General features: G+C 72.9%; 10 protein-coding genes and 1 pseudogene. 4 read left to right on the forward strand and 7 right to left on the reverse strand.

What is annotated here, in order from left to right; genetic code table 11:
• Window positions 1-112 precede the first annotated feature (112 nt).
• Window positions 113-1,150 carry a dipeptidase gene (locus ACQP10_RS27440; protein WP_346023044.1) on the forward strand — a complete coding sequence of 346 codons (1,038 nt, stop codon included), beginning with the start codon at window positions 113-115 and terminating at the stop codon, window positions 1,148-1,150.
• Window positions 1,151-1,263: 113 nt separating this feature from the next.
• On the opposite strand, the gene ACQP10_RS27445 is transcribed toward ACQP10_RS27440, so the two are convergent.
• A complete protein-coding gene (locus ACQP10_RS27445; protein WP_433539996.1) occupies window positions 1,264-2,772 on the reverse strand; it encodes an AMP-binding protein in 1,509 nt (502 codons plus the stop codon).
• Window positions 2,773-2,920: 148 nt separating this feature from the next.
• On the opposite strand from ACQP10_RS27445, the gene ACQP10_RS27450 reads away from it, so the two are divergent.
• Window positions 2,921-3,523 carry a TetR/AcrR family transcriptional regulator gene (locus tag ACQP10_RS27450; RefSeq protein WP_346023046.1) on the forward strand — a complete coding sequence of 201 codons (603 nt, stop codon included), beginning with the start codon at window positions 2,921-2,923 and terminating at the stop codon, window positions 3,521-3,523.
• Between the two features lie 172 nt (window positions 3,524-3,695).
• Here the strand turns inward: ACQP10_RS27450 and ACQP10_RS27455 are convergent.
• Window positions 3,696-4,547: pseudogene (locus ACQP10_RS27455) on the reverse strand (DMT family transporter); the annotation flags it as partial.
• Between the two features lie 201 nt (window positions 4,548-4,748).
• On the opposite strand from ACQP10_RS27455, the gene ACQP10_RS27460 reads away from it, so the two are divergent.
• The gene (locus ACQP10_RS27460; RefSeq protein WP_346023047.1) at window positions 4,749-5,546 is read left to right on the forward strand and encodes an SDR family NAD(P)-dependent oxidoreductase; all 798 of its coding nucleotides are present in this window, start codon (window positions 4,749-4,751) and stop codon (window positions 5,544-5,546) included.
• A 130-nt stretch (window positions 5,547-5,676) separates the two neighbouring features.
• On the opposite strand, the gene ACQP10_RS27465 is transcribed toward ACQP10_RS27460, so the two are convergent.
• A complete protein-coding gene (locus tag ACQP10_RS27465; RefSeq protein ID WP_433539997.1) occupies window positions 5,677-7,314 on the reverse strand; it encodes a glycoside hydrolase family 43 protein in 1,638 nt (545 codons plus the stop codon).
• Window positions 7,311-8,684 (reverse strand): glycoside hydrolase family 5 protein, encoded by a 1,374-nt coding sequence (locus ACQP10_RS27470; protein ID WP_179826884.1) that lies wholly within the window; start codon window positions 8,682-8,684, stop codon window positions 7,311-7,313. The genes ACQP10_RS27465 and ACQP10_RS27470 overlap by 4 nt, the downstream gene beginning before the upstream one ends.
• A gap of 202 nt (window positions 8,685-8,886) precedes the next feature.
• Between ACQP10_RS27470 and ACQP10_RS27475 the strand changes: the two genes are divergently transcribed.
• Window positions 8,887-9,909 (forward strand): LacI family DNA-binding transcriptional regulator, encoded by a 1,023-nt coding sequence (locus ACQP10_RS27475; RefSeq protein WP_389997176.1) that lies wholly within the window; start codon window positions 8,887-8,889, stop codon window positions 9,907-9,909.
• A 117-nt stretch (window positions 9,910-10,026) separates the two neighbouring features.
• Here ACQP10_RS27475 and ACQP10_RS27480 read toward each other — a convergent pair whose 3' ends face one another.
• Genes ACQP10_RS27480 through ACQP10_RS27490 form a run of 3 tightly spaced genes read right to left on the reverse strand, consistent with a single transcriptional unit; the run spans window position 10,027 to window position 13,166 of the window.
• Entirely contained in the window at window positions 10,027-10,878 is an 852-nt protein-coding gene (locus ACQP10_RS27480) for a carbohydrate ABC transporter permease (protein ID WP_433539998.1), read from the reverse strand.
• Complete coding sequence (locus tag ACQP10_RS27485) at window positions 10,875-11,885, reverse strand: carbohydrate ABC transporter permease (protein ID WP_346023051.1); 1,011 nt, start codon at window positions 11,883-11,885, stop codon at window positions 10,875-10,877. The genes ACQP10_RS27480 and ACQP10_RS27485 overlap by 4 nt, the downstream gene beginning before the upstream one ends.
• Window positions 11,886-13,166, reverse strand: a complete 1,281-nt coding sequence (locus ACQP10_RS27490; RefSeq protein WP_386148413.1) for an extracellular solute-binding protein — start codon at window positions 13,164-13,166, stop codon at window positions 11,886-11,888.
• Window positions 13,167-13,231 lie beyond the last annotated feature (65 nt).

Genomic DNA, 13,231 nt, shown 5'->3' on the forward strand with positions numbered 1-13,231 from the left:
CGGTCCCAGGGTGGCCGCCGGACCGTACGCGGTGGGCCGTGCGGCGAGGGAGGCCGGTTGCCGGTAACGTCGCGGGAGCCGAACCGCAACCCCGCGTGAGAAGGGCCCGCCCGTGTCCGTTGACCTCCACCGCGCCGCCGTGGTCGCCGACACCCACAACGACCTGCTGATGGCCGTCACCGCCCGGCCGCCGAAGCAATGGGCGGCGTTCTTCCGTGAGCGCTGGCTGCCCCAGCTCCGCGAGGGCGGGGTGAACGTGCAGGTGCTGCCGGTGTTCGTGGACGACGGGTTCCGGCCCGAGGGCGCGCTCCGGCAGACGCTGCGCATGATCGAGTGCGCGCACGTCCTCGCCGAGGGCAACGCCGACGCGGTACGGCTGTGCGCCGACGGCGCCCAGATCGACGCCGCGCTCGCCGAGGACCGGATCGCCCTGGTGCTGGCGCTGGAGAGCGCCCCCGGTCTGGACGCGAACGTCGAGCTGCTGTCCACCGTGCACCGGCTGGGCGTGCGGGTCGCCTCGATCGCGCACGTGGGCCGTACGGCGCTGGCCGACGGCAGCGGTGAGGACGCCACCGGCAGCCGGCTCACCGCGGCCGGGGTGGAGGCCGTCCGGGAGATGGAGCGGCTGGGCATGATCTTCGACATCTCGCACCTGAGCGCCTCCGGGGTCGCGCACGTGCTGGAGCTGGCCACCCGGCCGGTGATGGCGACCCACTCCGCGGCGCGGGCGCTGCGCGACCACCACCGCAACCTCACCGACGACCAGATCCGCGGCGTGGCCGCGACCGGCGGCGTGGTGTGCGTCAACTTCCTGGCCGCCTTCCTGGCGGAGGACCCTGCCGACCACACGATGGACCGGCTGGTGGACCACATCGAGCATGTGGTGAGCGTCGGCGGGCTCGACCACGTGGGCCTGGGCCCCGACTTCATGCGGGAGGTCATGACCGACCTCACGCCGCCGTGCTGCGAGGGGTTCGGTTACAGCGGCGTGGACGCCTGGGCGGCCGTCCCGGGGCTGGCCGGGCCGAGCGGCCTGCCGCTGGTCACCGACGCGCTGCTCAAGCACGGGTTCTCCGACGAGGAGGTCGTCAAGATCGTCGGCGGTAACGTCCTGCGGCTGTTCCGCGAGGAGCTGGGCCGCCCGGTCTGATCCCGGGATCAGACCGGGCCGGTCCGGAAGGCGGCCCGCCCGGTCCCGCGCTCTCAGGACCCGGCTCGGACAGGCCCCCGCTCGGACAGGACCCCCCTCGGACAGGACCCCGATCAGACGGGACCCGCCGCGGGTCCGGGGGCGCGGTCCGCGAGATAGTCCTCGCGCAGCCGGGAGCGGGAGAGCTTTCCGGTGGGGGTGCGCGGCAGCTCGTCGCGGAACTCGAAGATCCTGGGGTGCTTGAAACGGGCCAGGCGCGGGCCGAGGTGGTCCAGCAGTTCCTCCGGGGAGGGCCGGGCGCCCGGCGCGGGCTGGACGAGCGCGGCGACGCGGTGGCCCCACTCCTCGTCGGGCACGCCGATCACCGCGACGTCGGCGACCGCCGGGTGCTCCAGCAGCGCGGCCTCGACCTCCGCCGGGTAGATGTTCACCCCGCCGGAGACGATCAGGTCGGTACGGCGGTCGCACAGGAACAGGTAGCCGTCCTTGTCCAGGAACCCGATGTCGCCGGGCGCGTACCACTCGCCGCGCATGCCGGCGGCGGTCTTGGCCGGGTCCTTGCGGTAGGCGAAGCGGCCGAGGCCCGACTTGACGTAGATCATGCCGGGTTCCCCCGGCGGCAGCTCCTCGCCGTCGGGGCCGAGGATCCTCGCCTCGAACCCGGGGACGGGGCGGCCGACCGTGCCGGGGCGTTCCAGCCATTCGCGCGGCTTCACGGCGAAGGCGATGGCCGCCTCGGTGGAGCCGTAGTACTCGTAGAGGACCGGGCCCCACCAGTCCATGACGGCCTTCTTGACCGCCACCGGGCAGGCCGCGCCGGTGTGCATCACCTGCCGCAGCGACGACAGGTCGTAGGAGCGGCGGACCTCCTCGGGCAGCCGCAGCATCCGGTGGAACATCGTCGGCACCATCATGGAGTTGGTCACCCGGTGGCGGTCCACCAGATCCAGCACCCCGGCCGGGTCGAAGCCGGGGGCGATCACCAGGGTGTGGCCCAGGTGCAGGGCGAACGTGGTGTGCGCGCACGGCGCGGAGTGGTACATCGGCGAGGTCACCAGGTGGGTCCCGTCGCCCGGCCGCAGGTCGCAGACCTCGCCGAGGAACCAGGTGACGGCCGGGACGGCGGCCTCCGGCTCGGCGCCGGACAGCCGCCGCTGGACGCCCTTGGGGAAGCCGGTGGTGCCGGAGGTGTACCACATGACCGATCCGGCGGTCCGGTCCGCGGGGTCGGTCACCGGCTGCCCGGCCGCCAGTGCGGCGGCGCCGGGCAGCGCTCCCGCCACGGGATGACCCGGTCCGGCGACCACGATCCGGGCGTCGCAGTCGGCGAGGATGTAGGCGATCTCCGTGTCCGTCAGGTGCCAGTTGACCGGCACGTAGTACAGGCCGATCTGGCCGGTGGCCATCAGCATGACCACCTGGTCCAGGCCGTTGGGCAGCACGCCGGCGACCACGTCGCCCCGGGTGAGGCCGCGGGCGCGCAGGCCGTGCGAGACCTGGTTCACCCGGGCGAGCAGCTCGCCGTACGAGGTGGTCGTGCCGTCGGCGTCGATCACCGCGCGGCGTCCCGGGTCGGCGCGCGCGATCCGGTAGAAGCCGGGGAGCGCGGTGATGTCGGGCATGGGTCCTCCCGGTGCCGTCGGCCGGCGGGACGCGGACGGAGCCCCGGCATACGGCGAGCGCCCCTCTTGTCCCGTTTGTAGTAGAGATGCGCACGGTGGTGTCCGGCGAAACCGGAAAGGCCGGACGTGGAGCGGCTAGGGTTCCGATGTGGCACGGGGATTCGGGCGTCTGCGGCGTGACGACCTGCTCCGCGCGGCCTGCGGCGTGATCGCCGCCCGGGGGTTCGGGCACACGCGTACGGCCGACATCGCGCGGGCCGCGGGGGTCAGCCAGGCGCTGCTGTTCTACCACTTCGAGACGAGGGAGAAGATGCTCGCGCAGGCCCTCGCCTACGCTGCCGAGCGCGACCTCGCGGCCCTGGAGCGGATGGAGGCGTCGGGCGGCTCCCCGCCGGAGCGGCTGCGCGCCCTGCTCGCCCTCTACTCCCCCGGCGGCCGGCCCACCTCGTGGACGCTGTGGATCGACGCCCGCGCCGAGTCGGTGCGCGACGCCGGCCTGGAGGCGATCTGCCGGGAGACCGGCCTGCGCTGGCGGCGGGCGCTGCGCTCGGTCGTCGACGAGGGGGTCGGGACCGGCGCCTTCGACTGCGCCGATCCCGACGGCGCGGTCTGGCGGATCATCGCGCTCGTCGACGGCCTGGCCGCCCAGGTGACCGCGCATCGGCGGCTGCTGACCCGGGCCCGGCTGGCAGAGCTCGTCCGCGCGTCCGCCGAGCTGGAGCTGGGTCTGCCGCGTGGCGCGCTGTGCTGAGCCGCCCGCCGGGCCACCACCGCCCGCCCGGTGACCGCCGTCCGCCGGGCCACCACCGTCCTCCGGATGACCGTCTCCCGCCGGGCCACCAACGTCCTCCGGGTGACCGCCTCCCGCCAGGTGACCGCCGTCCGCCGCGTGACCACCGTCCACCGGGCAGCACGACCATGAGCATGGCCAGGGCGATGAGCCCGCCGCCGACCAGGAAGGTGCCGGTGAGCGGCTCGCCGTACGCCGCGACGGCCAGGGCGGTGACCCAGAGCGGCTGGGCCGACAGGATCACCGCGGCGGGCACCGGCGGCACGTGGAGCTGTCCGAAGGAGCGGGCCAGGAAGCCCAGGGCGCAGGCGACGACCGACAGGTGGCCCAGGACCGCCCAGTCGGCCGGGGTGGCGGGCAGGGTGAGGCCGTCCGGCACGGCGAGGATGCCGGTCATGAGCGCGATGGTGCCGAGCTGGATCACCGCGATCGGGTAGGCGTCGCGGCGGGCGTCGGCGTAGCCGCCCAGCACCAGCGTGTGCGCCGCGTACAGCACCGCCGACAGCAGCGTGACGGCCAGTGCGGGCAGTGAGACGTCGCCGCCCTCGGCCTCCTTCAGCAGCGTGAAGGCCGCCATCGCGGCCGTCGCGAGCGCCACCGCGACCCAGGCGCGGCCGGTGATCCGGGCGCCGGTCAGGATCAGCCCGAGGATGGGGGTGATCACCACGTAGGAGCCGACGGCGAAGCCCGAGACCGAGGAGGGCAGGTCGTGCAGGGCGACCGCCTGGGCGGTCTGGCCGACGCCGAACAGCAGGCCGAGCAGGGCTCCGGTCAGCCACGTCCGCTCCGGCAGTCTCCGCAGGCAGCCGGGGCGGATCGCGACGAGGACGAGCGTGGCGATGCCGTACCGCTCGGTGAGCAGGTCGGCCACGGGCACGCGGGTGATGAGGTCCTTCATCAGCGGAAAGGCCGAGCCCCAGGCCGCGCTGACGAACAACAGGAAAACGGTTCCCAGGAGGGGACGGGGAGCGGACACCGCTGTCATACCCGGAAGGATTCCATCACTCTCGGCGACAAGGACGTCACCGGGTGAATCGGAGTGGCCCGAATACTCCTCTGAGGAAGGCCGTTCTACCGGTGTGAGACACCTGGCACCCCAGACTGAGGTTTTTGGAGGGTTACGGGTGTTCCGTCCGCTTGCCGGGTAGGGCCCGGAGGGCGCCGGGAGACGCTGGGAGGCTGGTTCATGAAGACGGCGATCGTGACCGGGGGCGCCTCCGGCATCGGGCTGGCCCTCGCCCGCGAGATGCGCGGGCACGGCGTCCACGTGGTGGTCGCTGACTCGGACGGCGAGGGAGCCGAGCGTGCCGCCGCCGAGCTGGGCTGCGCCGGGGCGGCGCTGGACGTCACCGACGCGGACGCGGTCCGGGACCTGGTGGCGAAGGTCCGGGCCGGCCACGGCCGGCTGGACTTCATGTTCAACAACGCCGGGATCGCGGTCGGCGGCGCCGCCGAGGAGTTCGGCCTCGACCACTGGAACCGCGTGATCGACGTGAACCTGCGCGGGGTGGTCCACGGCGTCCACGCCGCCTACCCGGTCATGATCGAGCAGGGGTTCGGCCGCATCGTCAACACCGCGTCCGTGGCGGGGGTGTTCCCCGCGCCGCTGATGCTGCCCTACACCACGGCCAAGCACGGGGTGGTCGGGCTGTCGCTCGCGCTGCGGGCCGAGGCGGCGGCGCACGGGGTGAAGGTGCACGCGGTCTGCCCGGGTTTCACCGACACCCCGCTGTACGACCGCGTCAACCCGGGCCTGCCGCAGACCGCGGTCAGCGCGAACGCCCGGCGCTCGGCGGAGCTGGTGGCTCCCTTCCTCTACCCGGCGGAGACGCTGGCCCGCGACGTCATGCGGGGCATCGCCCGCGACCGGGCGCTCATCGTGGCCCCGGCGTCGGGCCGTACGGCCTGGCTCCTGACCCGGCTCTCGCCCGCGCTCGCGGTCCGGGCGGCCTCGCTCGGCGTTCGCCGCCTGCTGCGTGGCTGACGGCCGCCCGGTCCGTCGCCATGCGGCGCTCCTGCGATGCGACCGGGAATCGGCCGTTCCCGGTCGCATCGGGTACCGCCTCAGCCGGCTTCGAGGGTTCGGGGGTCACGGGTTCGAGGGCCTCGCGGATTCACGGGGTCAGGGGGAGATACTCGAACCAGTCGAAGTCCGCCGGATTCCGGCCCGCCTCCGGTCCGCCCGCGGCGTACATGCCGATGTAGGCGCCGGTGAAGCCGCCCGCGACGGTCGTGCTGAGCACCCGCCCGTCCACCGCGTCGCCGAGGGGCAGCCACCGCCCGGGGGTCATGGCGTAGCGCATCCGGTACTCCTGGCCCCTCGCCTCCACCCCGAGGAACAGCCTGCCGCCGGGCACCGGGGCGGCGGCGAGCACCTCGTCGGCGCCGGCGTGCCGGCGGACCACCTCCAGGCCGCGCGCCGACAGGACGTAGCGGATGTGGAAGTCGTCGTTCTGCACCAGCACCAGGCCCGCGCACCCGTCCCCGGCCGGGGTGAAGTCGAGGGCGGCGTGCGCGGCGAAGTCGCGGTGACACTGCCTGCGCGCCACCAGGCTCGGCGCGGCCCGCTCGGCGAGGGTCCGCGGGCCCGGCCACAGCCTCAGGTGGCCGGGCCGCTCGGTCAGGCTCCAGTACGGCTCGCGCGGGGTGCGCAGGTGGTTCCAGCACGGCGCGAGCCGTTCCGCGTCGAAGTTGTCGCAGGCGGGTTCGGCGGGCCAGCGGTGCTCGGGCAGGTCCGGCGCGGCCGGCGCGGGTTCGACCTGCTCGGCGAGCGGCCAGCCGTCCTCCCAGCGCACCCGGGTCAGGAAGGTCTCCCGGCCCAGGTTGTAGTGGTATCCGCCGTAGGGGCGCATCGCCAGCAGCACCATCCACCACTCGCCGGCGGCGGTCCGCACGAGGTCGCCGTGGCCGGTCCCGACGATCGGGTGGTCGAGGCCCAGGTGGCGGTGGGTGAGGATCGGGTTGCGGGGGTTGCCGCGGTACGGCCCTGCGACGTCGTCCGAGCGGGCGACGGTCACGGCGTGGTCGTGCGCGGTCCCGCCCTCGGCGATCAACAGGTGGTAGTACCCGTCGATCTTGTACAGGTGCGGGCCCTCGGCCCAGACGGCGTCCTTGAGCGCGCCGTCCCACAGCACGGTCTCCTCGCCGGTGAGGGTCATCGTGCCGAGGTCGAGCCGGCGCAGGAAGATCTCCGTGTGGCCGAGGTCGTTCGTGGGGCGGGTCGCGGTGACCCAGGCGGTCCCGTCGTCGTCGAAGAACAGCGACGGGTCGAAGGCCCTGGGCAGGTCCAGCGGGTACGGCTCGCTCCACGGGCCCGCCGGGTCGGTCGCGGTGACCACGAAGTTCTCCAGGCCGGCCTCCGGCGGCCCGTCGACCAGCGTCGTGATCATGTAGAAGACGCCCTCGTGGTGCCGGAGCGTCGGTGCGTAGATCCCGCCGCTGGGCTTGGTCCCGTCGAGCGGGAGCTGGGAGGGGCGGTCCAGCACGTGGCCCAGCGGCCGCCAGTGCACCAGGTCCCGGCTGTGGAACACCGGCACCCCGGGGAACCACTCGAAGCTCGACGTGACCAGGTAGTAGTCGTCGCCGACCCGGCAGATCGAGGGGTCGGGGTGGCAGCCGGGGAGGATCGGGTTGGCGAACGTCCTCCCCGCGGCCGCCGCGCCGGGGACGCCCGCCGTACCCGGGACGCCCGCCGTGCCCGTCGTGCCCTCCGTACCCGGGACGCCCGCCGTTCCGGGGGCGCCCGCCGTCACCGGGCCGCCAGGTTGGCGGCGAGCAGTTCGAGCAGGGGTTCGCGGCGGGCGCAGGCCGGCAGCGCGAAGGAGTCGGCCAGCGCGATCAGCTCCTCGTCGGACAGGCCGCGGAACAGCGAGGCGTACTCCGGCAGCATGGCCTGGGCGATGAGGATGTGCCGGATGAGGTCGTCGGCCTGGTACCGGGCGCCCCACGGGTAGGGGTCCCAGCCGGGGAACTCGGTCTCCAGGAGCGCGTGCAGCGGCGCCAGGATGTCGGCGGACTCCTCCATGGTGGAGCCCCACCGGTCGGCGCCGAGCCGTGTCTTCTTCGCGATGAACGGCCCGAACCGCTCCATGTAGGGACCCGCGGCGTACACCAGCCCCTGGAGCCCGACGTCCTTGTAGGTCCACAGGGACCAGCCGGCCTCGTGGGCGTCGTAGATGTCGAGCTGGTCGCGCAGGATCTGGTACCGCTGCCCGTCCACGGCGGGGTCGCCGGTGTACACGGGGCCGAACTCCCCCACCCACAGCGGCGTGCCGGTCTGGCGCTGAAAGGCGGTGCGCCGCTCGAAGGTCCGCTCCAGCTGCTCGCGATCCACCCACTCGCCCCGGGTGTGGCCGGGGTACGGCCCGCCGTGCGCGAACCCGGCCAGGGCGTAGTCGTGGCAGACGAAGACGGTGTTCTCGTAGACCTCGCGGAAGACGGAGAAGTCGGTGGAGTAGGTGTTGCCGTCGAGGAACAGCACGTGGCCGGGGTCGACCGCGCGGACGGCCTTGACCAGGCGGTCGTAGAACGGCCCGACGACCGTTCCCGTGGGATCGGCGGGCTCGTTGACCGGGTTGTAGCCGGCCACCCACCGGTGGTCGCGGTAGCGGTCGGCGATCACCTCCCACAGGTGCACCACCCGGTCCTGGAAGTGCCGGTGCCGCCAGAACGACGCGACGTGGGTGGGGTTGTCGGAGTGCCAGTGCTGGTTCTGCGCCCCGGGCAGCGCGTGCAGGTCGATGACGCTGTAGATGCCGTGCTCGCCGAGCAGGTCGACGACGCGGTCGAGGTGGCGGAATCCCCGCTCGGCGACCTCCATCGGGCGGTCGTCGGACTCCAGGTGGCGGTAGTTCACCGGGATGCGCACGCAGTTGACGCCGAGGGAGGCCAGCAGCGCGGCGTCGCCGGGGCCGAAGAAGGAGGTCAGCAGCCGGTCGAAGAACAGCTCGGCCCGGTCCTCCCCCAGCGCCTCGCCCACCGCGCGGCGCATCTCCGACTCGGTGGAGGGGTAGCCGGTGATGAAGTTCTCCATGTTCAGCCAGCCCCCGAGGCCGACGCCGCGCAGCCGTACCGCGGCGCCCTCCGGGTCGACGAGCCGGGATCCGGAGACACGCAGGGTCATGGATTCTCCTTGTGCGACGGTCGCCGTCCGCCGAGCGGGCGCCGAAAGCGGTTCTTTGAAACTTTCATGTGGAAATTGAAGTTTTCAGAGCCGGGCGATACGCGGAACACGCATATCACTCGACTGATCCGTTCGGATGGAACCGCGGGCATGGCGCACCGGGCGGGCGGCGAGCCGAAAGGTTTCGGCTACACTCCTGGGCATGCCAGCGAAGAGGCGGGTGACGATCGCCCTCATCGCCGAGGAGGCGGGGGTTTCCGTTCCCACGGTGTCCAAGGTCATCAACGGCCGGCCGGAGGTCGCCGCCGAGACCCGGCGACGGGTCGAGCGGCTGCTGCACAAGCACGGCTACCGGCGGCGCGTCAGCCAGAGCGACGGGCCGGCCGGGCTGATCGACCTGGTCTTCTCCGAGATCGAGAGCCCGTGGGCGATGGAGATCGTCCGGGGCGCCGAGACGGCCGCCCGCGAGGCCGACGCCGGCATCGTGGTCTCGGTGCTGCACACGCACGCCGGTCCCGGCCGCGACTGGCTGGAGCGCATTGCGGCCCGCCGTACCGACGGCGTGGTCGTCGTCGCCTCCAAGCTGTCCGCCACGCTGCAGGGGCAGCTCAACGCCCGCGCGACGCCGTTCGCCGTCGTCGACCCGGAGGGCGAGCCCGCGCCGGGCGTCACCTCGGTCGGCGCGACCAACTGGAACGGCGGGCTGGCCGCCACCCGGCATCTGCTGGAGCTGGGGCACCGCAGGATCGGGATGATCGGCGGGCCGGCCGACATGCTGTGCAGCCGGGCCAGGATCGACGGCTACCGCGCGGCGCTGGAGACCGCGGGCGTGACCGTCTCGCCGGAGCTGATCCGCCACGGCGACTTCCTGGTCGACTCCGGCCGCGACCACGGGCACGCGCTGCTGTCCCTGGACGATCCGCCCACCGCCATCTTCGCCGGCAGCGACATGCAGGCGTTCGGGGTGTTCGAGGCCGCCCGGCGGCGCGGCCTGCGCGTCCCGGACGACCTCAGCGTGGTCGGCTTCGACGACCTGCCGCTGGCGCGCTCGGCCTGGCCGCCGCTGACCACCGTCCGCCAGCCCCTTCAGGACATGGCGGCCGCGGCCACCCGGATGGTCCTGGCCATGGGGCGGGGCGAGCCGTCGCAGGCCCGGCGCGTGGAGCTGGCCACCGAGCTCGTCGTGCGCGAGAGCACCGCGCCGCCCCGGGCCGGGCGGGGCTGAGGCGCCCGCGGGAACACCGTTTCCCGGGGCCGCGGGGGCCGCGGGGGCCGCGCCGTACTCCGGTTCCGTCCGTCCCGGGGCGCCCGCGAGGGTGCCGTGTCCCAGATCCACCGGCCGTCAGCCCTTCATCGCGCCGGCGGTCAGGCCGCTGACGAGCCGGCGCTCGGCCAGGGCGTAGAACGCCAGCGCCGGCACCATCGCGACGGTGACGTAGGCCAGGACGCGCGCCCACTCGGTGGCGTACTGCCCCTGGAACTGCTGGACGCCGAGCGGGAGGGTCCACCAGGAGGGGTCGTTGAAGACGACCAGCGGCAGCATGAAGTTGTTCCAGCTCCCCACGACCGCGAGCACCGACACGGTCGCCAGCGCCGGGCGGGCCATCGGCAGCAGGATCTTCCAGAAGAAGCCGAACGCGCCGCACCCGTCGAGCGTCGCCGCCTCCTCGATCTCCCCCGGGATGCCCCGGAAGAAGCCGCGCAGGATGATGATCGTCATCGGCAGGCCGAAGGCGGCCTGCGGCAGCACGACCCCCAGCGGGTTGTCCAGCAGGCCGGCGGCCCGCAGCAGGACGAACAGCGGCAGGATCGCCACCGCGAACGGGAACATCAGCCCGACCGTGAAGATCGTGAAGAACAGTTCCCGCCCCCGGAAGGCGAACCGGGCGAAGACGAAGGCGGCCAGCGCCGACACGCCGACGACCACGAGCGTCGTGGCCAGCGCGATGAGGACGCTGTTGCCGAGCTGGCGCCAGAACGACGGGGCGGTCAGGACGTCGGCGTAGTTGGAGAAGACCCACGGCGACGGCAGGCCGACGGGGTCGGTGGACAGCTGGACGGCGTCCTTGAACCCGCCGAGCAGGCCGAAGGCGATCGGCACGATGACGAACGCCCCGACCGTCACGGCGATGACGTGCAGCCCCAGGGACCGTGGCCGGGCTCCGGCGCGGGAGGGGGCGGGTCGCCGGTTCAACGCTGGCTCCGCATGGCGGTGATGGCTCCCTCGGTGTCGCGGCGCATGACGTACCGCTGGTAGACGAGTGCGAAGACGAGGCTGACCGCGAACATCACGACGCTGATCGCGTTGGCGTAGCCGACCTGGTAGCGCTTGAAGCCGAACTGGAACATCGTGACGGCCATGGTCTCGGAGGAGTGGGCCGGTCCCCCGCCGGTGAGGACCCAGACCAGGTCGAACAGCTGGATCGCCCCGATGACGGACAGGAAGACGCTGATCCGGATCGTCGGCCCGAGCAGCGGCAGCGTGACGTACCGGAACACCTGCCAGCTCCCCGCGCCGTCGATCTGCGCCGCCTCGGTCACCTCGTGCGGGATGCCCTGGCGGCCGGTCAGGTAGAGGATCATGTGGAAGCCGAAGTACTTCCAGGTCATCACCAGGAAGAGGGACGGCATGACGGTGGACGGGTCGGAGAGCCAGTCCGACTCCAGCCCCACCGTCCCCAGCACGAGGTTCGCCAGGCCGCCGTCCGGCGACAGGATCATCGAGAACAGCACCCCGGTGATCACCTCGGAGAGGATGTACGGGGCGAAGAAGATCATCCGGTAGACGGCCCGGCCGCGCATGCGCTGGTTGAGCAGCATGGCGACGCCGAGGGCGAACGGGAGCTGGACCACCAGCGACAGGACGATCAGCACCGCGCCGCGCCACAGGTCGCCGAGGAAGACCTCGTCGGCGAACATCCGCTCGAAGTTGGCCGTCCCGATGAAGTCGTCCGGGAGGCCGCGCAGGCCGTTCCACTTGAAGACGCTCGTGTAGACCGCCACGAGGATCGGGGCCAGGACCAGCAGGCCGAACAGCAGCAGGGCCGGGAGCAGGAACGCCGCGATCGTCAGCCGGCCCCGAAGCCGGTGCCCGCGCGGCGGCCGGGGCGCCGCCGCCCCGGCCGCCGGGGCGGCCGGGGACGGCGCCCGCCGCTCCCCTGGCGGGGGCGCGAGCCGGGAGGTGTCTTGCGCCGCCCTCATCTACTCGGACTTCGCCGTCTCGGTGATGGCCTGCGCGACCTGCTCAGGCGTCTTCTTGCCCGCGATCAGCTCGGCGACGCTGTCGTTGACCTCCTGCCCGACGGCCGGCGGGTAGGCCTGGTCGAGGTAGAGCTGGAAGCCGCTCGCCGACGACAGCGCCTTGGCCACCGTCGCCAGGTTCGGGTCCTTGACGGCGTCCTCGGCGCCCTTCAGCACCGGCAGGACCGCCCCGGACGCCACCACGTCGCGGTGGTTCTTCGGCTCGGACATGAACTTCAGGAAGTCGAGCGCCTCGGCGGGCGCGTCCGCGCCGATGGCGTACCCGCCGCCGCCGCCGAAGGCGTCCGTCGCCTTGCCCGCGCCGCCCTCGACGGCCGGGAAGGGGAAGAACCCGAGGTCGTCACCGAGGCCCTTGCCCGCCTCGTTCTCCACCGACGGCGCCCACTGGCCCATCAGCTCCATCGCCGCCTTGCCGTTGCCGACGAGCGCGGCCTGGCCGTCGGGGGTGTTGTACGCGGCACCGAGGAAGCCCTTCTGGAACGGGTCGAGGTCGGCGAGCTCCTTCAGGCGCCGGCCGGCCTCCACGAAGGGGGGCTTGGTGAAGTCGTGGTCGGTCGCCGCCTGCTGCAGGGCGGCCAGGCCGCCGATCCGCATGGCGAGGTAGGCCCAGTAGTAGTGGCCGGGCCACTTCTCCTTGCCGGCCAGGGCGATCGGGGTGATGCCGGCCGCCTTGAGCTTCTTGACGGTGTCGACGTAGGCCGACCACGTGGCGGGCGGCTCGGTGACGCCCGCCTTGGCGAACAGCGCCTTGTTGTACCAGAAGCCGACCATGCCGATGTCCGCCGGGATGGCGTAGGTCTTCCCCTCGACCTGGTACGGCTGCAGCGCGGCCGGGGTGAACGAGCCCATCCAGGACGAGGCGTCGGCGCTCAGGTCCTTGACCAGCCCGGCGTCCACCTGCTGCTTCAGGACGCCACCGCCCCAGGTGGTGAAGAGGTCGGGCGTCTTGCCCGACTGGTTCAGCGTCGTCATCCGGGCCTTGAACGCCTCGTTCTCGATGGGGAGGTTCTTGATGACGACGTTCGGGTGCTGCTTCTGGTACTCGGTGGCCATGCGCGCCAGGAAGGACTTCAGCGGTTCGGTGGTCCCGATGTTCCACCACTCGACCGTGACCTTCCCCCCGCTCCCGGAGGCGGCCTTCGGCTCCCCGTCGCCTCCGCCGCCGCATCCTCCGAGGAGGAGCGTGGCCGCGACCAGGGCTGCCGCGCTTCGCCGTCCCAACGACATCACAGTGGTTCCCTTCCTCGTCTCTCCGGGGGTCGTGCGGGGGCTCCGGACCTGGCCGG

The organism is Streptosporangium sandarakinum (assembly GCF_050942225.1).
In the GTDB taxonomy this organism is placed as follows: Bacteria; Actinomycetota; Actinomycetes; order Streptosporangiales; family Streptosporangiaceae; genus Streptosporangium; species Streptosporangium nondiastaticum.

Coding starts and splice junctions, on each gene's coding strand:
- ACQP10_RS27445 (WP_433539996.1), bottom strand. CDS start 2,772: ATGCCCGACATCACCGCGCTCCCCGGCTTCTACCGGATCGCGCGCGCC.
- ACQP10_RS27460 (WP_346023047.1), top strand. CDS start 4,749: ATGAAGACGGCGATCGTGACCGGGGGCGCCTCCGGCATCGGGCTGGCC.
- ACQP10_RS27470 (WP_179826884.1), bottom strand. CDS start 8,684: ATGACCCTGCGTGTCTCCGGATCCCGGCTCGTCGACCCGGAGGGCGCC.
- ACQP10_RS27475 (WP_389997176.1), top strand. CDS start 8,887: ATGCCAGCGAAGAGGCGGGTGACGATCGCCCTCATCGCCGAGGAGGCG.
- ACQP10_RS27485 (WP_346023051.1), bottom strand. CDS start 11,885: ATGAGGGCGGCGCAAGACACCTCCCGGCTCGCGCCCCCGCCAGGGGAG.